Consider the following 22,023-nt stretch of genomic DNA (forward strand, 5'->3'; position numbering starts at 1 on the left):
ACTTCGGCCAGCGCATCCGGGTCGACCCGGCGGCCCTTGGGCGCCTCGCGCTTGCGTTGCCGGGTTGCGCCCTGCGCGAGGATGGGAATGACGACTTTGTTCATGGTTTAAGCCTGTCTCATGCGGTACGTTATGCGACGTTATGCGTCAGGATCGCGGCGCCGGTCGATGGACCGGTCGATGCGGCGGGCGGCCGCAAGCGGACGACGCCGTCGCCCGCCGCCTGACAACCGTTCGTTCAGATCACGCGGTCTTCGCGCAGGGCGGCGATCTTTTCCGCCGAATATCCGAGCTGCGCCAGCACCTCTTCGGTATGTTCGCCCAGCAGCGGCGAGCGCGTGACATCGGTCGGGCTGTCGGACATCTTGATCGGATTGCCCACCGTCAGGTACTTGCCGCGCACCGGATGGTCGACCTCGACCACGGTGCCTGTCGCGCGCAGCGAAGGCTCCTCCGCGATTTCCTTCATCGACAGGATCGGTCCGCAGGGAATGTCGAACTTGTTGAGGACATCCATGGCTTCGAACTTGGTCATGGTCTTGGTCCACTCCTCCACCGTCGCGAAGATGGACATCAGGCGCGGCAGCCGCGCGCGGGGCGTCGCGTAGTCCGGGTCGGTGATCCATTCCTCGCGTCCGATCACCCTGCAGATCGGCGCCCAGACCGGCGCCTGCGCGATGAAGTAGATATACGCATTCGGGTCGGTCTCCCAGCCCTTGCACTTCAGGATCCAGCCCGGCTGGCCGCCGCCGGACGCATTGCCGGCGCGCGGCACCGCATCGCCGAACTTCGCGCCGCTGGTGAACTGCGGATACTCTTCCATGACGCCGGTGCGTTCCAGCCGCTGCTGGTCGCGCAGCTTGACGCGGCACAGGTTCAGCACCGCGTCCTGCATCGCGGTCAGCACCTTCTGGCCGCGGCCCGTCATCGTGCGCTGGTACAGCGCGGTGACGATGCCCAGCGCCAGGTGCAGGCCGGTGCCGCTGTCGCCGATCTGCGCGCCGGTGACCAGCGGCGGACCGTCGTCGAAGCCGGTGGTCGAGGCCGAGCCGCCGGCGCACTGCGCGACATTCTCGTAGACCTTGCAGTCCTCATAGGGGCCGGGGCCGAAGCCCTTGACCGAGGCCACGATCATGCGCGGGTTCAGTTCCTGGATGCGTTCCCAGCCAAAGCCCATGCGCTCGAGCGCGCCCGGCGCAAAGTTCTCGACCATCACGTCGCACTGCTTGATCAGGGTCTCCAGCACTTCCTTCCCCGCCGGCTTCTTCGTGTCCAGCGTGATCGAGCGCTTGTTATGGTTAAGCATGGTGAAGTACAAACTGTCGGCGTCGGGCACGTCCCGCAGCTGGCCGCGGGTCGCGTCGCCCTCGCCGGCGCGCTCGACCTTGATCACGTCCGCGCCGAACCATGCCAGCAGCTGGGTACAGGTCGGGCCGGACTGGACATGGGTGAAGTCCAGAATACGGACGCCATCAAGCGCTTTACTCATTGCTGTCTCCTGATTATGGTGTTCTGTGGCGCCCGTCTCTGGCGGCATCGCGGTCAGGAAGGCCGGGGGTCATGGGGACGATCCCGTTCAGGCCGGCGCATCGCGCCAGCGCTTGCTGAGAGGGTTCCCGGCCTGTGCCCGCATCGTCGTTCATACCGCCAACTCCTTGATTTCGCTTTGTTTCTGCGGCCCGGGAGGCTGATGATTTATCATAACGATCAGCCCCGGTTTTCCTCATTGACCGGGGTCAATTTTCGCCGCATGATGTCCATCCGCTTCGACAACCGCAAATTGCCATGTCTTCCGTAGCAAGCCATCCAGAAAAAAACATCATCCGCGTCCAGCTCAAGCAGAACACCGTTCTCAAGAACCTGAGGGACAGCGAGATGGCCGCGCTTGAGCCTTATCTTACTATCGTCGACTGCCAGAAAGGCGAATGCCTGCTGCACCAGGGCATCTACGATATGGAACAGTACTTCATTCTCGACGGCATACTCAAGCGCGCGGTGACGAACCAGAACGCCAAGGAAATGATCCTGCGCTTCGGCGCCGAGCGCGACATTGAAACGAGCTATGCGGCCTGGCGCCTGAAGACGCCGACGCCGTACAGCATCGTGTCGGTGACCAAGGCGCGCGTGGCCAAGCTCTCGTTGCCGCAATGGGTATTGTTCATCGAGAGTCATGCCGAAGTGAAACAGGCTTTTGAGTTCGAGGTGATGCACCTGATGAGCGAGATCATGGCGCACACGATCACGCTGCACCTGCTCAATGCGCCCGGCCGCGTGCATCGCTTCGTGCGCAAGCACGCGGACCTGTTCGAGCGCCTGCCGAAAAAGGAGCTGGCATCCTACCTGAACCTGTCGCCCGAGACGCTGAGCCGCCTGAAGAACCAGGGCAAGATCTAGGGCCGGCCGGCCGTCATGCGCAATGCGCCGCGTCCGGCCGGCGTTGCGCCGGCGTGCGCCGGCGCTTACCCGCGGTTATAACGCGCGGCGAGACGCGCGACGGTCGCATGGAAATCGCGGACGGTTTCCTCGATGATGTCCTGCACCGGCCGCACCGCATCGATGCGGCCGCAGACCTGGCCGGTCAGCGCGATCGCCGCTTCCATGTCCCCGCCGAAATAGAGCGCCTGCACGCCGGCGAATTCGCTCATAATGCTCTCCGGCACCTGCTGCTCGACACGCGTGCTGCGCGCGGTCCGCAATGCGCGCAGGGCCGGGCCCTTGCCGCCGCGGTTGAGGAACACGGTGTCGGTTTCCTGCGCCTCGACGATGGCCTTTTTCCAGTTGTCATGCACCGGCGACTCGGACGCCGACAGCATCCGCGTGCCCATCTGTATGCCTTCGGCGCCCATCGCGAACGCAGCCGCCATGGTCGCGCCGTCGCTGAAGCCGCCGGCGCCGATCACGGGCACATCGACTTTCGAGCACACCAGCGGCAGCAGCACCATCGATGCCACGTCCCGCTGGTTCTTGAAGCCGCCGCCTTCGCTGCCCTCGACGATCAGGCCGTCGACGCCCGCCGCGACCGCCTTCAATGCGCCGGCCAGCGTCGGCACGACGTGGAACACCGTCAGCCCTGCCGCCTTCAGGTCGGCGCAGTAGCGGCTGGGGTCGCCGGCCGAGGTCGTGACGAATTTCACGCCCTGGTCGACCACGAACTGCACGATGCCCGGGTCGCGCACATAGGCCAGCGCAATGTTGACGCCGAAGGGCTTGTCGGTCAGTTCCCGCATCTTGCGGATCTCGCCGCGGATCGCGTCGAGGTCGCCGGACGAGGTTTCGATGATGCCCATGGCGCCGGCGTTCGACACGGCCGACGCCAGCTGCGCCCGGGCGATCCATCCCATCGGGGCCTGGATGACCGGGTAGTCAACGCCGAGCAGTTCGGTGACGCGGTTGCTGATCTTCATTACTGTTTTTCTCCTTTACTGGCTGGCCGGACGCTTCATCTGGCACGAAGTCGGCTGGGTCGCGACGAAGGTCTCGATCTTCTGGTCGGTCTTCCAGCCATAGCCGGTTTTTTCCTGGTCGAAGCGCACGTCCTTGCCATTCGTCTTGGTCCAGGTGGCAATGTACATCGGCTGCTGCGCCTGGTGGTCGGACTTGCGCATCTCGACGTCGCCGTTCAGGCTCTTGACCGTCATGCCTTCCATCGCGAACGCGACCTTGACCGGGTCGGCCGTGCCGGCCTGCTTGATCGCCTTCGACAGCATCGCGATCGCGCTGTGGCTGGACATGAGCCAGTAGTCCTCGTCGAACTTCTTGCGGGTCGCCTCGATCAGGTCCGCGCCGGCGAAGGTCTCGTTGTTCGGATTCCACTGGCTGACGTTCTTCACCCGGTCCGCGCCGGCTGCGCCCATCGCGGTCGGCACGCCCGTCGTGTAGGCGGTATAGGTGTAGAAGTTGACTTTGAGGTCGGCTTCCTTGGCCGAGCGGATCAGCAGCGCCAGGTCATTGCCCCAGTTGCCGGTGATGACCGAGTCCGCGCCCGACGCCTTGATCTTCGCGATGTAGGGCGAGAAGTCCTTGACCGTGGCGATCGGGTGCAGGTCGTCGCCGACGATCTGTATGTCCGGGCGCTTGCGCTTCAGGTATTCCTTCGCCGCGCGGCTGACCTGGTGGCCGAGCGCATAGTTCTGCCCGATGATGAACACCTTCTTGATCGACTGGTCCTTCGCCATGTAGCTGGTCACCGCTTCCATGCGCATGTCGGAATTCGGCTCGAAGCGGAAATGCCAGAAGCTGCACTTGCTGTTGGTCAGGTCCGGGTCCAGCGCCGCGTAGTCTAGGTAGACCAGTTCCTTGCCGGGGTTGCGCTCGTTGTGCTTGTTGATGCCGTCGATCAGCGCGAAGGCGACGCCCGAGCCGCCGCCCTGCGCGACATAGCGGTAGCCCTGGTCGATCGCGGTCTTCAGCTGCGAGGCCGAATCCTGCGGGCTGCCCTTGCCGTCGAAGCCGACCACCTCGATGGTATTGCCGGGGCCCGCCCATTTCTGCTGGCTGGCCACCTCCGCCACCATCTGGAAGTTCTTCAGCGCGGTCTGGCCCGGCGGCGCGAAAGCGCCGGTCAGCGCGTCGATGAATGCGATCCTGACGTTTTCCGCCGAAGCGGCGGGCGCCGCGCAGATTGCCGCTGCCGCGAGGGCCATTGCGCCTGCTGCCGAGTACTGTTTCATGTCGTCTCCTTCGTTGTGTTTTTTGCAGCGGATGCCGCCCTGTCCTGCTCTTCCTGGTACAGCGCCACTTTCGACAGCTTGCCGACCGGCGTCCTCGGCAATGCGTCCCGGAACTCCATTGCCTGCACCATTTCATGCTTGCCCAGCGCATCCCTGAGAAACAGTTTCAGTTCGTCGAGCGAAAACGGCGATGCGCCGTCCCGCAGCCGGATGTAGGCCTTCGGATGCTGTCCGCGATAGGCGTCGGCAATGCCGATCACGATGACTTCGGCCACATCGGGATGCCGGTAGATGGCTTCCTCGATGGCGCGCGGATAGACATTGAAGCCGCTGCACAGCAGCATGTCCTTGATGCGGTCGGCGATATACAGGAAGCCGTTTTCGTCCATGCTGCCGACATCGCCGGTGCGGAAGTAGCCGTCGGCGGTCATCGACTCCGCCGTGGCGTCCGGCTTGTTCCAGTAGCCCTTGAGCACGTTGGGGCCGGCCACGCAGATCTCGCCGCGCTCGCCGTAGGCGACATAGCGCTGCGGGTCGTTGACGTCGATAAAGCGGATGTCGACGCCGCACAGCGGTATGCCGCAGGCGCCGGGCGGACTGGCCGCGCCGCGCGGCGTCACGGTGCCGACGCCGCACATCTCCGTCATGCCCCAGCCTTCCAGCACAAACTGCCCGGTAATGCGGCGGAAGCGCTCGCTGATCTCCGCCGGCAGCGGCGCGCCACCGGAATTGCAGAAACGCAGCGACGACAGGTCGGCCCGGTCGAGGCTGGCGCAGGCATTGAGCGCGGTGAACATGGTGGGCACGCCGAAAAATACCGTGGCCCGCTTCGCGGCGATCTCCGCAATCGCGCGCTCGGGGTCGAAACGCAGGTGCAGCACGCTGCGCGCGGCCAGCCGCACCGCCAGCAGCAGGTTGAAGGTCAGCGCATAGATATGGAACAGCGGCAGCACACAGAGGAAGATTTCGCCGCCCGGCCGCAGGCCGTCGCTGCCGCCGGTATTCATCACCGCCTGGCTCGCCGCCGCCGACAGGTTGCCATGCGTGAGCACCGCGCCCTTGGGCATGCCGGTGGTGCCGCCGGTGTACTGCAGCACCGCGATGGCGGTATCGACATCGATGGCGGCGGCCTGGACGGGCGCCGCGTCCGCGGCGACCAGGTCCTGGAAGCGCAGCCGGGCATCGTTCCAGCCGACGTCCACGACCCGCTCGCTGGCGGCGGAAAAGCCGCTGCCCGCCATTTCCGCCAGGTTGCCGACCACCAGGCAGCGCAGGCGGGTGGTGCGCAGCATGTCGTCCATCAGCGGGTAGAGCGAAGCCGGGTCCAGCGTGACCATGATGTCGGTCTCGCTGTCGGCGATCTTGTGCCGGATGACATTCACCGCGTCGAGCGGCGAATAATTGACGATGGTGCCGCCGGCTTTCAGGACGGCGAAGAACATCACGACATAGTGCGGCGTGTTGGGCAGGTAGAGGCCGACGTGCACGCCCGGACTGACGCCCAGCCGCTGCAATCCGGCGGCAGCGCGGTCGGCCAGCTCGCGCAGCGCGCGGTAGCTGTACGTCTTGCCTTCGAATTCGATCGCCACATGGTCGGGGCAGGCCGCCGCCGTTTCATCGAGCAGACGATGGACCGGGCTTTTCGCGGGCGGGGCATGCCAGTCCACCCCTGGCGGGTAATTGCGCAGCCACGGGCGGCTGCCTGCGGCGGGCGGCGTGTTCATGCTCGTACCGGGCATAGGGCGGGTCTCCTGATGATGTCGGCATTCCGCACCGGAAACCGGAAAACGCAGGCGGGTTGCCGGAGCAACTGCCATTGCCGACTTTTGTCAGCGCTAGGCTAAGGTTCAGACTAAACGAAATCCAATGATTTTATTGGATAAGCCATTATGCATTCCGTGCATAAAGGTGCCGGTTAGCGGCCCGGTCCCATGGCTGCCCAGCCAAATGCTGCCTTGACAGTCATTCGGGAGGCGTTCAAAGGCATTCAGGGCGACGGGTTTTTCGCAGGCAGAAGATCGATCGCGTGCATGTCGCCGATGGCTTCCAGCAGCCTTTCCCGGAACCACAGTCGGCCGCCGTCGTTGGCCGCGCCTTTTTCTGCATACAGGAACCATTCGCAGGCCGGCACCTCGAACGGCGGCTGCAGCAGCTGGTTCTGGAATGCATCATTGAAGATCGACGCGAAATGCAGCGGCATCGTCGCCAGCAGGTCGCTGCGGCTGACGATGCGGCAGGCAGCCGCGTAATGCTGGCAGCGCACCCGTATGCGCCGGTCCAGCCCGAGGCGGCGCAGCGCCATGTCGGCGATGCCGGTGCCGAGGCGGCGCGAGGACACCTGGATATGCTCGAGCGCAAGGTAGGATTGCAGGTCGATGCCGCCCTGCACCAGCGGGTGGCCGCGGCGCGCCAGCACCACCATCGGGTCGGAAAACACCGGTTCGTGGGTGATGTCGGCGGGCATGGGCATCAGCACGTCGACCGCGGCGTCGAGCGAGCCCTCGCGCAAGGCGTTTTCGATGCGCTGGCGGTTGCTGTAGCCGGTGGCGATCTCGATGTTCGGCGCCGAGCGCTCGATCCGCTCGACCAGCGCCGGCAGCAGCAGCGAATCGATCGGGTCGCCGATGGCCAGCGTGAAGGTGCGCTGGGCGCTGCCGGCGTCGAAGTAGCCGCTGCGCTGCAGGGTGCCCTCCATGCTTTGCAGCGCCACCCGCACGTCGCCTATCAGCGCCCGGGCCCGGACCGTCGGCACCATGCCCTTGCTATTGCGTTCGAACAAGGGGTCGTCGAACAGCGAGCGCAGGCGTCCCAGCGCATGGCTGACTGCCGACTGCGACAGGTTAAGCTTGCTGGCAGCGGGCGTGATCCCGCCGGAGGTAAAAATTGCCTCGAACACGACGAAAAGGTTGAGGTCGACGCGGGACAGGTTCATGGGAAGTCGCTTGCCTTGATTGGGCAGGATTGTAGTGCATGCGGTGTTCCAGTACCCTTTTGGCGGATTTCCTTGCGAAAACCGTCCCAATTAACACTTTAGATTCCGGAAAGTGGCCGCAATTGTCCCTCGGTTTCGTTAAATTTGCAGTCCGGTCATTGTCTGGACTGCAACCCGATGTGCAGGTTCTGTCGGCATCTGCCAGGCTGACGTCTTGCATCCGGTAATTCAGGCGCCGTTCAAGTAAAGGAAGTTACGTGAATAGAAAGTATTCCCAAGCCGCGATCTGGGCTGCCGTGGTCTTCGTGCTCGTCATGGTGTTCGGCCAGTTCGGCGCCAACGAGGGCGGGGTGCGCGGTACGCCCACGACCTACTCCGAAATGCTGGCGCAGATCCAGTCCAAAAATATCAAGGAAGCAACCATCGAAGGCGAGAAGATCATCGCGCTGACGAACAATGGCACGGTCCTGACCGCCAACACGACTTCGCTCGACCGCGGCCTGATCGGCGACCTGCGCGACAACGACGTCAAGTTCGACATCAAGGCGCCGGCGCGGCCGTCCTTCCTGTCCCAGGTGTTCATTTCCTGGTTCCCGATGCTGCTGCTGATCGGCGTCTGGATCTTCTTCATGAAAAAATCGCAAGGCAAGGGTGGCATGGGCGGCATGATGTCGGTCGGCAAGTCCAAGGCGCGCATGCTGGATGAGAAGACCAACAACGTGAGCTTTGCCGACGTCGCCGGCTGCGACGAGGCAAAGGAGGAAGTTGGCGAAATCGTCGAGTTCCTGCGCGACCCGCGCAAGTTCCAGCAGCTGGGCGGACGCGTGCCGCACGGCGTGCTGATGGTCGGCCCGCCGGGCACCGGCAAAACCCTGCTGGCGCGCGCAATCGCCGGCGAGGCCAAGGTGCCGTTCTTCACCATTTCCGGTTCGGACTTCGTCGAGATGTTCGTCGGCGTCGGCGCTTCCCGGGTCCGCGACATGTTCCAGAATGCCAAGCAGCATGCGCCGTGCATCATCTTCATCGACGAGATCGACGCGGTCGGCCGTGCGCGCGGCAACGGCATGGGGGGCGGCAACGACGAGCGCGAGCAGACGCTGAACCAGATGCTGGTCGAGATGGACGGCTTCGAGGCCAACTCCGGCGTTATCGTGATTGCCGCGACCAACCGCGCCGACGTGCTGGACAAGGCGCTGCTGCGCCCGGGCCGTTTCGACCGCCAGGTGATGGTCGGCCTGCCGGACATCCGCGGCCGCGAGCAGGTGCTGAATGTCCACATGCGCAAGGTGCCGACCGCCGCCGACATCGAGGCCAATGTGCTGGCCCGCGGCACGCCCGGCTTCTCGGGCGCCGACCTGGCCAACCTGGTCAACGAAGCCGCGCTGTTCGCGGCGCGTCGCGGCAAGGACCGGGTCGACATGCAGGATTTCGAGGACGCCAGGGACAAGATCATCATGGGACCGGAACGCAAGTCGGCCGTGATGCGCGAAGAGGAAAGGCGCAACACCGCCTATCACGAGTCCGGCCACGCGGTGATCGCTGCGCTGCTGCCGAAGGCGGACCCGGTCCACAAGGTCACCATCATGCCCCGTGGCATGGCGCTGGGCCTGACCTGGCAGCTGCCCGAGCATGACCGGGTCAACCTGTACAAGACCAAGATGCTGGAAGACATCGCGATCCTGTTCGGCGGCCGTATCGCCGAGGAGATCTTCATGCACCAGAAATCGACCGGCGCATCGAACGATTTCGAACGTGCGACCAAGATGGCCAGGGCGATGGTGACCCGTTACGGCATGTCGGAAGCGCTGGGCACCATGGTCTACGTGGAAGACGGCCAGGGCATGGGCGGCATGCCGGGCTCGACCGTCTCGGAAGAGACGCAGCAGAAGGTCGACGCCGAGATCCGCAGCATCCTCGACCAGCAATATGCGCTGGCGCGCCGCCTGCTGGAAGAGAACCGGGACAAGGTCGAAGCGATGACCAAGGCGCTGCTCGACTGGGAAACCATCGACGCCGAGCAGGTGCGGGACATCATGAACGGCAAGGAGCCGCAGCCGCCGAAGTACGGCGTCCGCGAGCGCAACCTGCCGAAGTCCGGCCCGGTAGCGCCCGGCGCAGCCGCGACCGCGTAAGCGGCGGCACGGCAGGCACACCGCCTGCCGTCGCGCGGCTCGATCGAGCCGCCAAGGAAAAAAGGGAGCCGCAGCAAGTGCGGCTCCCTTTTTCTTTGGCTGCTTCTTTGGCTGCTCGCGGGCGGTGCCGGGGACACGGGTAGGATTGGTCCCCGACTGTCCGGGATTTTTCCTTCGCCAGGACCCGGACCTGCGTTCCCGCCTCGGCGTTGGTCCGGGCGGCGCCGTCCCAATGCCGCCGTTCTACCGGATCAGCGCTACCGGATGGCGCGCGTCCGTTTCGCCTACCTGAAAGCCGCTGACCACCCGCACCAGGCTCGCCGCCTGCGTGCGCATCGACTCCGCGGCGGCCGCGGCTTCCTCCACCAGCGCCGCATTCTGCTGGGTGACCTGGTCCATCTGCGAAATCGCCTGGTTCACCTGTTCGATGCCGGCGCTCTGTTCGCCGCTGGCGGCGCTGATCTCGGCCATGATGTCGGTCACCCGCTGCACGCTCAGCACCACCTGCTGCATGGTCGAGCCGGCCTGCTCCACCAGCGCGCTGCCGGCGTCGACCTTGTCGACCGAGTCGCCGATCAGGCTCTTGATCTCGCGGGCCGCCGCGGCGCTCTTCTGCGCCAGGCTACGCACCTCGGTCGCCACGACCGCAAAACCGCGGCCCTGCTCGCCGGCCCGCGCCGCTTCCACCGCCGCATTCAGCGCCAGGATGTTGGTCTGGAAGGCAATGCCGTCGATGACCGAAATGATGTCGACGATCTTCTTCGACGACGCATTGATCTCGCCCATGGTGTCGACCACCCGGGAGACCACCTCGCCGCCCTGCACCGCCACTTCCGATGCAGTCCGGGCCAGCTGGTTGGCCTGGCGTGCATTGTCGGCATTCTGCTTCACCGTCGCGGTCAGTTCTTCCATCGACGACGCAGTTTCTTCCAGCGACGACGCCTGGTGCTCGGTGCGGGACGACAGGTCGGCATTGCCGGCGGCGATCTGGCCCGAGGCGGTTGCGATCATTTCCGAGCCGTTGCGCACTTCCGTCACGGTCTCCCTCAGCTGGCCCGTCATGTCCCGCAAGGCCGTCATCAGCTGCCCGACCTCGTCGCGCGAACGGGCGGCGGGGATGACGCTCAGGTCGCCGTCCGCCACGCGCCGCGCCGCAGCCACCGCCGCATGCAGTGGCCGCGTGATGCTGCGCGCAATCAGGGTCGAGCAGCAGACCGCAAAGGCGACCAGCAAGGCGGCGAGCGCTGCCATCAGCACCTGGCTCTTGCTCGCGGCCTCGTTCATCTGGACGGCGAGGCCGTCGATCGATGCGCGTTCATGCGCCACCAGGTCCCGCAGCAGTCCTTCGTAGACCCTGGACAGCGGCAGGTACTCCTTTTCCAGCAAGCGGGCCGATTCTTCCGCGTTGCCGGCGGCCTTTTCCCGGATCGCGCTGTCACGCGCCACCGAATATTTCTTCCGCGCCGCGACGATCTTGTCGTAGATCGCTTTTTCGTCGTCGCTGGCGAGCATGTCGCCGAACGCCTTCTGCAAATCGCTGGAACTCTTGGTGGTCACGGCGATGTCTTCGGCAAAGAAGGCCGCAAGCGACGGGTCGCTGCTCTTGGCGATGGCCGACGTGCGGCGTATCGAGGCGTAGGTATTGCGATACCAGTCGGCCGCCATGCGTTCCTTGACCAGCGGCTTTTCCATCAGCTGGCGGGCCGTTTCGGAGACGGCATGCAGTTGCCAGATCCCGATCAGCGTTGACACGACCGATAGCACGATAACGACGGCGAACCCTGCCGCGAGCCGGGTCCCTATGCGAAAGTTGGAGAAGACATTCATGAGCAGCGTACCTAATGGAATAGTGGAAAACCAGGTTTGGGCGCAATCTGCACGCACTGTCCTTAACGGCTGGATGTTGCATTTCTTTAAGTTTTTGCACGCCGGGCCGGCGGGCGCCCTTTCCGGCAAGGGGCTGAAGCATTGCTGCGGCACAGCGCCGGCGCCGTCCTTATCCCCTAAAATGACCGTCAACGGGCAGGCGCCTGCATGCTTCCATTACCTGAGGAGGGCCGGGACGATGAACGACCTTGCAAACGTGTCGGCGCAGGCAGGCTGCACGCCGTTCGCAAGCTTCGCAGCGGACGCCCGGCCGGCGTCCGACCCGCTCAGGCAGGCGCTGCGCGCCGCGTTCCGCCGGGATGAAACGGAAGCCGTGCAATGGCTGCTGTCCGAAGTTGGAAGCAGCGACGCCGAGCGGCGGGCCGCCGGCGCGCTGGCCGCCCGCCTGGTCGCCACCGTGCGCAGCGAGCGCAGCCGTGCGTCCGGGGTCGACGCGCTGATGCAGGAGTTTTCGCTGTCGTCGCAGGAAGGCGTCGCACTGATGTGCCTGGCCGAGGCCTTGCTGCGGATTCCCGACCGCGAGACCGCAGATCGCATGATCGCCGAAAAGATCAGCCGCGGCGACTGGCGCCGCCACCTGGGCGGTTCGCCCTCGCTGTTCGTCAATGCCGCCACCTGGGCGCTGATGGTCAGCGGCAAGGTAATGGCTGACCAGTCCCACGACCAGCACGGGCTGGCGGCGGCGCTCGGTCGCCTGATTGCCCGCGGCGGCGAGCCGCTGATCCGGCGCGGCGTCGATATTGCGATGCGGATGCTGGGCAACCAGTTCGTCGCCGGCCAGACCATAGGGGAAGCGCTGGAGCATGCGCGCGCCAACGAGGCGCGGGGCTACCGGTATTCCTTCGACATGCTGGGCGAAGCCGCGATGACGATGGCCGACGCAGATGCCTATGACAGCCACTACGAGCAGGCGATCCACGCCATCGGCCGCGCCAGCGCCGGCCGCGGCGTGCGCGGCGGCCCGGGCATCTCGGTGAAGCTCTCTGCGCTGCACCCGCGCTACGGCGAAGCGCAGCGCAGGCGGGTGATGACGGAGCTGCTGCCGCGTCTCAAGCGGCTGGTGATGCTGGCCATGAAATATGACATCGGCATCAATATCGATGCGGAGGAGGCGGACCGGCTCGAACTGTCGCTGGACCTGCTCGAAGCGCTGGCGATGGATGCGGACACCGCCGGCTTCGATGGCATCGGCTTTGTCGCGCAGGCGTACCAGAAACGCTGCCCGATGCTGGTCGACTGCGTGATCGACCTGGCCCGGCGCAGCGGCCGCAGGCTGATGGTGCGGCTGGTCAAGGGCGCCTACTGGGACACCGAGATCAAGCGCGCCCAGGTCGACGGCATGCCCGGCTATCCGGTCTACACCCGCAAGATCCACACCGACCTGTCCTACCTGGTCTGCGCCGAACGGCTGCTGGCCGCGGCCGACACCGTCTATCCGCAGTTCGCCACGCACAATGCGCTGACGCTGGCCAGCATCCATGCGCAGGCGACGCGCATGGGCGTGACAGCCTACGAGTTCCAGTGCCTGCACGGCATGGGCGAGACCCTGTACGACCAGGTGCTGGCCGATGGCAGCCTGGGCGTTCCGTGCCGCATCTACGCGCCGGTCGGCTCGCACCAGACGCTGCTGGCCTACCTGGTGCGCCGGCTGCTGGAAAATGGCGCGAACAGTTCCTTCGTTCACCAGATCGTCGACGCCGGCATCCCGCTCGGGCAGCTGCTGGCCGACCCGGTGGGGGGCGCGCGCGCACTCGGCGGCGCGCCGCATCCGGGCATACCGCTGCCGTCCGCCCTGTTTGGCGCGGGCCGGCGCAATTCGTCCGGCATGGACTTTGGCGACCCGGCCACCCGGCTCGACATCGCGCCGGCGCTGCTGGCATCCGGGCAGGAAGCCCGGCACGCGCAGGCGCTGCTCGCCGCGCCCGTCGCGGCTGCCGGCCTGCCGCGGCAATGCGCGAACCCCGCCGACCGCCGCGACCTGGTCGGCACGGTGCGGGAGGCGACCAAGGCCGAACTGGAAGCGGCGCTAGCGGCGGCCGAGCTTCATGCGCCGCACTGGCAGGCCGTCGCGCCCGCGGCCCGCGCCGCGCTGCTGGAACGCGCGGCCTGCCTGCTGGAACGCGACCGGCTGTCGCTGATGGCGCTCACGGTGCGCGAAGCGGGCCGGACGCTGCCGGATGCGCTGGCCGAAGTGCGCGAGGCGGTCGACTTCCTGCGGTATTACGCGGCGCAGTCCGGCCGCGAGCCGGCCAGACCGGCGCTGGGGCCGGTCGCCTGCATCAGCCCGTGGAATTTTCCGCTGGCGATCTTCATCGGGCAGGTGGCCGCCGCGCTGGCCGCAGGCAATGTCGTCATCGCCAAGCCGGCCGAGCAGACGCCGCTGGTTGCGCACCTGGCCACGCTGCTTCTGCATGAAGCCGGCATACCCGCTGCCGCGCTGCAGCTGCTGCCCGGCAGCGGCGAAACGGTCGGCGCGGCGCTGGTGGCGGACCGGCGCATACGCGGCGTGCTGTTTACCGGCTCGACCGCGGTGGCGCAGGCGATCAATCGCACGCTGGCCGGCCGTGGCGCCGCCGAAGGGCAGGCGCTGCCGCTGGTGGCCGAGACCGGCGGCCAGAATGCAATGATCGTCGATTCGTCGGCGCTGCCGGAGCAGGTGGTCCAGGATGTGCTGATGTCAGCCTTCGACAGCGCGGGACAGCGCTGCTCGGCGCTGCGGGTGCTGTGCCTGCAGGAGGATATTGCCGACCGCGTGCTGCAGATGCTGCGCGGCGCAATGCGCGAACTGCGCATCGGCCCGCCGGACAGCCTCGACGCCGATGTCGGCCCTGTCATCGACGACGACGCCCGTGCGGCGCTGCACGCGGCAGTCGACCGGGCCCGCGCCAGCGGCTGGCCGGTATTCCAGCTGCCGCTGGACGAGAGCTGCCGGCACGGCTGTTTCGTTCCGCCGACGCTGATCGACATCCCCGACTTCGGCGTGCTCGGGCAGGAAGTGTTCGGCCCGGTGCTGCATGTGCTGCGTTTCCGGCGCGCCCGGTTGTCGCGCCTGGTCGATCAGATCAATGGCAGCGGCTATGGCCTGACGCTGGGCATCCATTCCCGCATCGACGAGACCGTGGACGCGGTCGTGTCGCAGGCCCGGGTCGGCAATGTCTATGTGAACCGCAACATGATAGGCGCGGTGGTGGGCGCACAGCCGTTCGGCGGCGAAGGCAAGTCGGGTACGGGGCCGAAAGCAGGCGGGCCGGTCTACCTGCGCCGGCTGCAGCAGGGCAGCGACAGCGGCCTCGGCCCGCGCACCGACGGCGAGCCCGCCGACCCGGCGCTGCTGTCGCTGCGCGCCTGGGCCGCCGAACATGGCGATCCGGTGCTGCAGGCCGTGGCCGGCCTGTATGCGCAGGAAAGCCTGGCCGGCCGCCGGCTTGCGCTGCCCGGACCGACCGGGGAGGCAAACAGCCTGCGCTTCGAACCGCGGGGCCAGGCGCTGTGCGTCGCCGCCGGGCGCGCCGCGCTGCTGAACCAGCTGGCGGCGGTGCTGGCCACCGGCAACCGGGCCGTCATCGGCCGGGACCAGGCCGCGCTGCTCCCCTCCGGCCTGCCCGCCGCGGTGCTGGACCGCGTCGGCGTCGCGGACGACGCGGCGGCGGCGGCGGCCGGCATGGCCGTGGCGCTGTGCGAGAGTCCATGCTGCGGCGGGCTGCTGCCGGTCCTTGCGGCGCGCGACGGTCCATTGGTTCCCGTGGTCCAGACCGACGGGACCCAGCCGATCGCGCTGTGGCGGCTTGTCGCGGAGCGTGCGCTCTGCGTCAACACTGCGGCAGCCGGCGGCAATGCCAGCCTGCTGGCGCTGGCGCAGCAGTGATGCCGTCGACCGAAACGGCCTCGTATCGCCTTGCAGTACCATCCGGCATGTTTTGCCGGGCACTTTTTTCTCTGCGCAACGTCCAAGTTGCCTTGTCATTCTTTTATCAAGAAAAGGAGAAGTACCTATGAGTCATTCCCTTACCGCAGTTTCCAGCAAGGGCGTTGCCGAAGACCGTATCCGCCGCGCCACCGCGCCGGAACTGAACCAGCAGATCGATCGCCAGACCGACGCCAACATCCTGCACTATGCCAACGCGCTGCCCGACGTCATCGAGGAGCGCATCGAGGAGCTGGACCGCGAATGGGATATTGAACGCACGCTCGAAGTCAACGGCGTCGGCGCGGCGCTGGCCGGGCTGGTGCTGGGCACCACGGTCAACAAGAAATGGCTGATCGTGCCGGGCGTGATCCTGCCGCTGCTGCTCAACTTCAGCCTGCGCGGCTGGGCGCCGCCGGTGCCGGTGCTGCGCCACCTGGGCATGCGTACCCGCAGCGAGATCAACCGCGAGCGCACTGCGCTGCTGGCGTCCAAAGGGGATGCGGCGGGCGCATAAGCCAGCCGTCAGGGCAGCCGTCGCGCGGCTGCCCTTCCCTGCTCGGCCCTGCGGCCGTTCGCCTGGCAACGTTCCCGGCACGGCCCGCGGCTGTGCCGGCCCCCCTGTCGAAAGCCGCACCGGCGCGCGGCACGCAATACCACCCTGAACCTGTCCCTCCGTCAATAGCTGCACGGATACTCGCATTTGCTTTTAACCAGAATGCACAAGTGTATCGACAAAACATTAGCGCTATTGACTTTTGTATTCGATATACTCGCCCCATCCCAATTTTCCAGGTGAGTTCATGGCGGTGAAAGCCATCATCTTCGATGCGTACGGCACCCTGTTCGATGTCTATTCGATCAGCGCGCTTGCCAACCGCCTGTTCCCTGGCAAGGGCAATGCGCTGGCCGAGCTTTGGCGCGACAAGCAGATCCAGTACAGCCAGCTGCGCACGCTCTGCAGCACCTACAAGCCGTTCTGGGAAGTCACCCAGGATGCGCTGGTCTTCAGCTGCCGCAAGCTCGGGCTGGAGCTTGGCCTGGAAGCGCAGAACATGATGATGGGGCAGTATGCGAAGCTGCAGCCCTTCCCCGAAAACCTGGCGGTGCTGCGCGGGCTGAAGGCCGGCGGAATGAAGCTGGCCATCCTTTCCAACGGCAATCCGGACATGCTGGCGGCAGCGGTCGGCAATGCGCAGATGGAAGACCTGTTCAGCCACGTGATGTCGGTCGACACCGTCAAGAAATTCAAGACCGCGCCCGAGGCCTACCAGCTCGGCACCGACCTGCTGGGAGCCGCTGCCCGCGACATCGTATTCGTCTCCAGCAATGGCTGGGATGTCTGCGGCGCGAGCTGGTTTGGCTACCGTACATTCTGGGTCAACCGCGCCGGCGCGCCGATGGAGGAACTGGGCGTGACGCCGCACGGCCAGGGCCGGCTCCTGTCGGACCTGCCGCCCTTCATCGAAGCCAACATGGCGCCGCCGGCCACCCGGCGGGCGCAATAAGCGCCCGCGGACCTTCAACCTTATTCATAACGACGAACCAAGAGGCATAGAACATGAACGAACGCACCACCGTCCACGGGCTCCAGATTGCAACGCCGCTGCACCGCTTCATCGAAGACAAGGTGCTGCCCGGCACCGGCGTCGACAGCGCCAGCTTCTGGAAGGGTTTCGACGCCATCGTCCATGAGCTGGCGCCGAAAAACATCACGCTGCTGGCCGAGCGCGACCGGCTGCAGACCGAGCTGGACAACTGGCATCGCGCCAACCCGGGACCGGTCAGCGATATCGCCGCTTACCGCGCGTTCCTGGAATCCATAGGCTACATGCAGCCGCAGCCGGAAAACTTCACCATCACCACCGACAATGTCGATGCCGAACTGGCGATCCAGGCCGGCCCGCAGCTGGTCGTGCCGATCCTGAACGCCCGCTATGCGCTCAATGCCGCCAACGCCCGCTGGGGTTCCCTCTACGATGCGCTGTACGGCACCGACGCGATTGCCGAGACCGACGGCGCCACCCGCGCCGGCCCCGGCGGCGAGAGCTACAACCCGGTGCGCGGCGCGAAAGTGATCGCCTTTGGCCGCAATCTGCTGGACCAGGCCGCGCCGCTGGCAAAGGGCAGCCACGCCGACGCCGCCGGCTACCGTGTCGCCGGTGGCGCGCTGGAAGTCAGCCTGAAGGATGGCGCCAGCACCGGCCTCGCCGATGCATCCAAGTTCGTCGGATACCAGGGCAGCGCCGATGCGCCCAGCTCGGTGCTGCTGAAGAACAATGGCCTGCATATCGACATCATCATCGACCGCAACACGCCGATCGGCAAGAGCGATGCGGCCGGCGTCGCCGACCTCGTGATCGAAGCCGCGCTGTCCACCATCCTCGACCTCGAGGACTCGGTCGCAGCGGTCGACGCCGAGGACAAGGTGCTGGCTTACTCGAACTGGCTGGGCATCCTGCAGGCCACGCTGTCGGAAACCATCACCAAGGGCGGCAATGCGTTCACCCGCAGCCTGAACCCGGACCGCGAGTACACGGCCGGCCCCGGCGCGACCGATGCGAAGGATGGCGTGGTCACGCTGCATGGCCGCTCGCTGCTGTTCCTGCGCAATGTCGGCCACCTGATGACCAACCCGGCCATCCTGTACGACGGCGACAAGGAAATCCCGGAAGGCATCATGGACGCGGTCGTCACTGTCGCGATCGCGCTGCATGACCTGAAGCGCAAGCCGGGCCAGAAGATAGGCAACTCGCGCACCGGCTCGGTCTACATCGTCAAGCCCAAGATGCACGGACCGGCCGAAGTCGCGTTCGCCAGCGAGCTGTTCGGCCGCGTCGAAAGCCTGCTCGGTCTGCCGGCGGAGACCGTCAAGCTGGGCATCATGGATGAAGAGCGCCGCACCAGCGTCAACCTGATGGCCTGCATCCGCGAAGCGACCGGCCGCGTGGCCTTCATCAACACCGGCTTCCTGGACCGCACCGGCGACGAGATGCACAGCGCCATGCATGCCGGCCCGATGATGCGCAAGGGCGACATGAAGACCAGCACCTGGCTCACCGCCTACGAGCGCAGCAATGTGTTGACCGGCCTGGCCTGCGGGCTGCGCGGACGTGCGCAGATCGGCAAGGGCATGTGGGCGATGCCGGACCTGATGGCGGCGATGCTGGAACAGAAGATCGCCCACCCGAAGGCCGGCGCCAACACGGCATGGGTGCCATCGCCGACCGGCGCCACGTTGCATGCGCTGCATTACCACCAGGTTAATGTCGCGGAGATCCAGCAGGGACTGGAGAAAAACGCGACCGCAGCCGAGATCGACCGGCTGCGCAACGAGCTGCTGCAGATCCCGGTAGTGGCCGAAGCCAAATGGTCGAAGGAAGAGATCCAGCAGGAGCTGGACAACAATGCGCAGGGCATACTCGGTTACGTGGTGCGCTGGATCGACCAGGGCGTCGGCTGCTCCAAGGTGCCCGACATCCACAACGTCGGCCTGATGGAAGACCGCGCGACGCTGCGCATCTCCAGCCAGCACATCGCCAACTGGCTGCTGCATGGCGTTGTCGCCGAAGCGCAGGTCAACGAGACGCTGCAGCGGATGGCGCGCGTGGTCGATGCGCAGAACGACAACGATCCGTTCTATACGCCGATGGCGCCGGACTTCGAGTCGTCGTATGCATTCCGCGCCGCGCGCGACCTGGTGTTCAAGGGCCTGTCGCAGCCGAGCGGCTATACCGAGCCGCTGCTGCATGCGTGGCGCCTGAAGGTCAAGGCGGAACGCAAGTAAGCCGGCAGGCGGTGCGCCCCCGGCGCACCGCAACATGCGTCCGGGCCGGGCACTGTGCCGGCCAGGATGCGCTGCAGCATCGAGCAGGGAGCCGGCATGACAACCGACTCTCTGTTTTTTTTCGACCCGATCCCCTCTATAATCAGGCCGGGCATTCGTCTCCATCGCCCTCGGCCTACAGGCTCGCGCAGGCGCACCGCCACCTTCTACCCTCATGGAGACTCCGATGCCAGGCTGGCTAAGAGAAATTACCGAACAGAGCGGCAGCTTCATGCCGCACGGGCATTGCTACCTGTGGATACCCAGCCTGCTGTGGATGCATGTGGTTTCCGATGCGCTGATCGGCATTGCCTATCTCGGCATCTCGCTGATCCTTTACCTGCTGGTGCGCTCGATACGCCTGCCCTTCAGCCCCGTGTTCATCGCATTCGGCCTGTTCATCGGCCTGTGCGGCATTACCCATTTCATGAAGATCTGGACGGTGTGGCATCCGGACTATTTCCTCGACGGGCTGATCAAGGTCGCGACCGCGGCCGCTTCGGTCGCCACGGCCATTGGCCTGCTCTATGTGCGTCCGCAGATCGTGGAAACCATCACGGCCGCCCGCCTGTCGGAAGAGCGGCGCATCCGGCTCGAAGCCGCCCATGCCGAGCTCGAAGGCCTTTATCGCAAGGTCAAGGAACTCGACGAGCTGAAGACCCAGTTCTTCGCCAACCTCTCGCATGAACTCCGCACGCCGCTCGCGCTGATCGTCGGCCCCGCCCAGAACATGCGCGACGACGGCAACCTGACGCCGCAGCAGCGGCGGGCGCTGGACAGCATCAAGCGCAATGGCGACAGCCTGCTGCGCCAGATTAACGACCTGCTCGACCTGACCAGGCTGGAGGCAGGCAAGCTCGATCTGCATTACGCCAGGCTGGACCTGGGCCCCTGGGTCGGCCGGATCGCCGCGCAGTTCGACGTCGCGGCCGAGCAGCGCGGCCTGCGGCTGCAGATGACCGCTACCGGACCGGTGATGGCCGAGGTGGATCCCGACATGCTGGAACGGGTGCTGATCAACCTGCTGTCGAACGCAATCAAGTTCACCCCGGCCGGCGGCTCGATCGAGGTCGCGCTGCAGTCGCTGAACGGATGGGTCGAGATCGGCGTATCCGACAGCGGGCCCGGCATCGATGCAGCCGACCGGGAGATCATCTTCGAGCGTTTCAGGCAGGCCGACGGCAGCATCACCCGCAAGCATGGCGGCAGCGGCCTCGGACTTGCAATCGTCAGGGACGTGGTGTCGCTGCATGGCGGATCGGTCGAGGCCGGCGTATCGGCTGCGGGCGGCGCCGCCTTCGTGGTGCGCCTGCCGCAGTCGGCCGGCCCGCTCGTGCGGACCGACGCGACGCAACAGGCAGCGGCGCCGGCAACCCGGCTTGCGCTGGAAAGCACATTGCGCGACCTGTCCGCGCCGGACCAGCCGGCGTCGTCCGCGCCCGCGGTGGCCGGCCAGCCTTCGGTGCTGGTAGTGGAAGACAACCCGGACATGCGCGAATTCATCGCCGGGCTGCTAAGCGAAAGCTGCAGCGTCACCACCGCGGTGGACGGCAGGCAGGGACTGGAGCGCGCGCATGCGCTGCGCCCGGACCTGATCATCACCGACATCATGATGCCGGTGATGAGCGGCGACCAGATGGTGAAGGCGCTGCGCGAATCCGCCGCGATGGCCGACGTGCCGGTGCTGCTGCTGACCGCGCGTGCCGACGACGAGATGCGGGTCGGCCTGCTGCGCGGCGGCGCTCAGGACTACCTGACCAAGCCGTTCCAGCCGCACGAACTGAAGGCGCGCGCAGCCAACCTGATCAGCGCCAAGCGCGCCGGCGACAAACTGCGCGCGGCGCTGGCAGGCGCATCGGGCGACCTCGAGGCGCTTGCTTCGCAACTGGTCGACAAGCACGGGCAACTGCGCGCGGCGCTCGACGCGGCCGATGTGGCGCGCGAACAGGCCGAACGGGCCAGCCAGGTCAAGAGCCTGTTCCTCGGCATGGTCTCGCACGAGCTGCGCACGCCGATCGCCACGATAGACATGAATGTGCAGATGCTCCAGCGCAGCCGCGAGACCAGCCTGCCGGAATACCAGTGGCATCGGGTCGAACGCCTGGGCCGGGCCACCAGGCAGATCGCCGGGCTGGTGGAAGGCCTGCTGGAATATGCGCGCTTCGAAAGCGGCAAGGTCAACGTGCACATGGAGCCGCTGGACGCGACCGCGATTGCCCGCGAAGTCGTTGCCGCGCATGCCGACCAGGCCGGCGACAGCGTCGCGCTGGCTTTCGACACGCCTGCGCAGGCTATCCCGGCGCTGGTCAGCGACGGCCGCCTGCTGCGGGTGGTGCTCGGCAACTTGGTGTCGAATGCGCTCAAGTTCACCACGCATGGCAGCGTCCGCGTAGCGCTTGCCGTCCAGCCGGGATCGCTGGCCTTCGTCGTCCAGGACACCGGGCCGGGGCTCGAGGACGCCGACATTGCGCGTATCTTCATGCCCTTCGAGCAGCTGGCCCCGGTACAGCGCAAGAGCGTCCCGGGCGTCGGCCTGGGCCTGGCGCTGGTCGACCAGATTGTCAGCGCGCTCGGGGGAAAAGTGGAGATCGTTTCCAAACCGGGAAAAGGCAGTTCCTTTACCGTGCGCCTGCCTGCCACGCCGTCCGGCATGTCCGGTCAACTGTCCTGAA

Annotated in this window: 13 protein-coding genes; 7 read left to right on the forward strand and 6 right to left on the reverse strand. The window is 66.1% G+C overall.

What is annotated here, in order from left to right:
- Positions 1-238: 238 nt before the first annotated feature.
- Positions 239-1,489, reverse strand: coding sequence for a formyl-CoA transferase (gene frc / locus QOL82_RS26045; RefSeq protein WP_283445238.1), 1,251 nt, complete (start codon positions 1,487-1,489; stop codon positions 239-241).
- A gap of 296 nt (positions 1,490-1,785) precedes the next feature.
- Here frc and QOL82_RS26050 point away from each other — a divergent pair, with 296 nt between their 5' ends.
- Positions 1,786-2,394 (forward strand): Crp/Fnr family transcriptional regulator, encoded by a 609-nt coding sequence (locus tag QOL82_RS26050; protein WP_283445239.1) that lies wholly within the window; start codon positions 1,786-1,788, stop codon positions 2,392-2,394.
- Between the two features lie 65 nt (positions 2,395-2,459).
- Here QOL82_RS26050 and QOL82_RS26055 read toward each other — a convergent pair whose 3' ends face one another.
- The 4 genes from QOL82_RS26055 to QOL82_RS26070 all read right to left on the reverse strand — a co-directional run bounded on the left by QOL82_RS26055 (position 2,460) and on the right by QOL82_RS26070 (position 7,602).
- Positions 2,460-3,404 (reverse strand): NAD(P)H-dependent flavin oxidoreductase, encoded by a 945-nt coding sequence (locus QOL82_RS26055; protein WP_283445240.1) that lies wholly within the window; start codon positions 3,402-3,404, stop codon positions 2,460-2,462.
- 15 nt (positions 3,405-3,419) lie between these two features.
- Positions 3,420-4,670 carry a branched-chain amino acid ABC transporter substrate-binding protein gene (locus QOL82_RS26060; RefSeq protein WP_430438554.1) on the reverse strand — a complete coding sequence of 417 codons (1,251 nt, stop codon included), beginning with the start codon at positions 4,668-4,670 and terminating at the stop codon, positions 3,420-3,422.
- On the reverse strand, positions 4,667-6,409 hold the full coding sequence (locus tag QOL82_RS26065; RefSeq protein ID WP_283445241.1) for an AMP-binding protein: 1,743 nt from the start codon (positions 6,407-6,409) through the stop codon (positions 4,667-4,669). Before QOL82_RS26065 ends, QOL82_RS26060 begins: the two co-directional genes overlap by 4 nt.
- A gap of 248 nt (positions 6,410-6,657) precedes the next feature.
- Complete coding sequence (locus QOL82_RS26070) at positions 6,658-7,602, reverse strand: LysR family transcriptional regulator (protein WP_283445242.1); 945 nt, start codon at positions 7,600-7,602, stop codon at positions 6,658-6,660.
- Positions 7,603-7,859: 257 nt separating this feature from the next.
- Between QOL82_RS26070 and ftsH the strand changes: the two genes are divergently transcribed.
- Positions 7,860-9,734, forward strand: coding sequence for an ATP-dependent zinc metalloprotease FtsH (gene ftsH / locus QOL82_RS26075; protein WP_283445243.1), 1,875 nt, complete (start codon positions 7,860-7,862; stop codon positions 9,732-9,734).
- Positions 9,735-9,977: 243 nt separating this feature from the next.
- On the opposite strand, the gene QOL82_RS26080 is transcribed toward ftsH, so the two are convergent.
- Positions 9,978-11,561 (reverse strand): methyl-accepting chemotaxis protein, encoded by a 1,584-nt coding sequence (locus QOL82_RS26080; RefSeq protein WP_283445244.1) that lies wholly within the window; start codon positions 11,559-11,561, stop codon positions 9,978-9,980.
- Positions 11,562-11,799: 238 nt separating this feature from the next.
- On the opposite strand from QOL82_RS26080, the gene putA reads away from it, so the two are divergent.
- The 5 genes from putA (at position 11,800) to QOL82_RS26105 (ending at position 22,022) form a co-directional block, all read left to right on the forward strand.
- Positions 11,800-15,486, forward strand: coding sequence for a bifunctional proline dehydrogenase/L-glutamate gamma-semialdehyde dehydrogenase PutA (gene putA / locus QOL82_RS26085; protein WP_283445245.1), 3,687 nt, complete (start codon positions 11,800-11,802; stop codon positions 15,484-15,486).
- Between the two features lie 127 nt (positions 15,487-15,613).
- Entirely contained in the window at positions 15,614-16,042 is a 429-nt protein-coding gene (locus QOL82_RS26090) for a hypothetical protein (protein ID WP_283445246.1), read from the forward strand.
- A 286-nt stretch (positions 16,043-16,328) separates the two neighbouring features.
- Positions 16,329-17,033: a haloacid dehalogenase type II gene (locus QOL82_RS26095; RefSeq protein ID WP_283445247.1), complete on the forward strand. Its 705-nt coding sequence runs from the start codon at positions 16,329-16,331 to the stop codon at positions 17,031-17,033.
- A 53-nt stretch (positions 17,034-17,086) separates the two neighbouring features.
- A complete protein-coding gene (locus tag QOL82_RS26100) occupies positions 17,087-19,312 on the forward strand; it encodes a malate synthase G (RefSeq protein WP_283445248.1) in 2,226 nt (741 codons plus the stop codon).
- A gap of 226 nt (positions 19,313-19,538) precedes the next feature.
- Complete coding sequence (locus QOL82_RS26105; RefSeq protein ID WP_283445249.1) at positions 19,539-22,022, forward strand: ATP-binding response regulator; 2,484 nt, start codon at positions 19,539-19,541, stop codon at positions 22,020-22,022.
- The last annotated feature ends 1 nt before the right edge of the window (position 22,023 follow it).

Source organism: Noviherbaspirillum suwonense, assembly GCF_900182955.1.
GTDB classification, from domain to species: Bacteria; Pseudomonadota; Gammaproteobacteria; order Burkholderiales; family Burkholderiaceae_D; genus Noviherbaspirillum_A; species Noviherbaspirillum_A suwonense.

What these genes read in the sequence shown, in the direction of transcription:
- frc (WP_283445238.1), bottom strand. Translation starts at nt 1,489, where the DNA reads ATGAGTAAAGCGCTTGATGGCGTCCGTATTCTGGACTTCACCCATGTC.
- QOL82_RS26050 (WP_283445239.1), top strand. Translation starts at nt 1,786, where the DNA reads ATGTCTTCCGTAGCAAGCCATCCAGAAAAAAACATCATCCGCGTCCAG.
- QOL82_RS26055 (WP_283445240.1), bottom strand. Translation starts at nt 3,404, where the DNA reads ATGAAGATCAGCAACCGCGTCACCGAACTGCTCGGCGTTGACTACCCG.
- QOL82_RS26060 (WP_430438554.1), bottom strand. Translation starts at nt 4,670, where the DNA reads ATGAAACAGTACTCGGCAGCAGGCGCAATGGCCCTCGCGGCAGCGGCA.
- QOL82_RS26065 (WP_283445241.1), bottom strand. Translation starts at nt 6,409, where the DNA reads ATGCCCGGTACGAGCATGAACACGCCGCCCGCCGCAGGCAGCCGCCCG.
- QOL82_RS26070 (WP_283445242.1), bottom strand. Translation starts at nt 7,602, where the DNA reads ATGAACCTGTCCCGCGTCGACCTCAACCTTTTCGTCGTGTTCGAGGCA.
- QOL82_RS26080 (WP_283445244.1), bottom strand. Translation starts at nt 11,561, where the DNA reads ATGAATGTCTTCTCCAACTTTCGCATAGGGACCCGGCTCGCGGCAGGG.
- putA (WP_283445245.1), top strand. Translation starts at nt 11,800, where the DNA reads ATGAACGACCTTGCAAACGTGTCGGCGCAGGCAGGCTGCACGCCGTTC.
- QOL82_RS26090 (WP_283445246.1), top strand. Translation starts at nt 15,614, where the DNA reads ATGAGTCATTCCCTTACCGCAGTTTCCAGCAAGGGCGTTGCCGAAGAC.
- QOL82_RS26095 (WP_283445247.1), top strand. Translation starts at nt 16,329, where the DNA reads ATGGCGGTGAAAGCCATCATCTTCGATGCGTACGGCACCCTGTTCGAT.
- QOL82_RS26100 (WP_283445248.1), top strand. Translation starts at nt 17,087, where the DNA reads ATGAACGAACGCACCACCGTCCACGGGCTCCAGATTGCAACGCCGCTG.
- QOL82_RS26105 (WP_283445249.1), top strand. Translation starts at nt 19,539, where the DNA reads ATGCCAGGCTGGCTAAGAGAAATTACCGAACAGAGCGGCAGCTTCATG.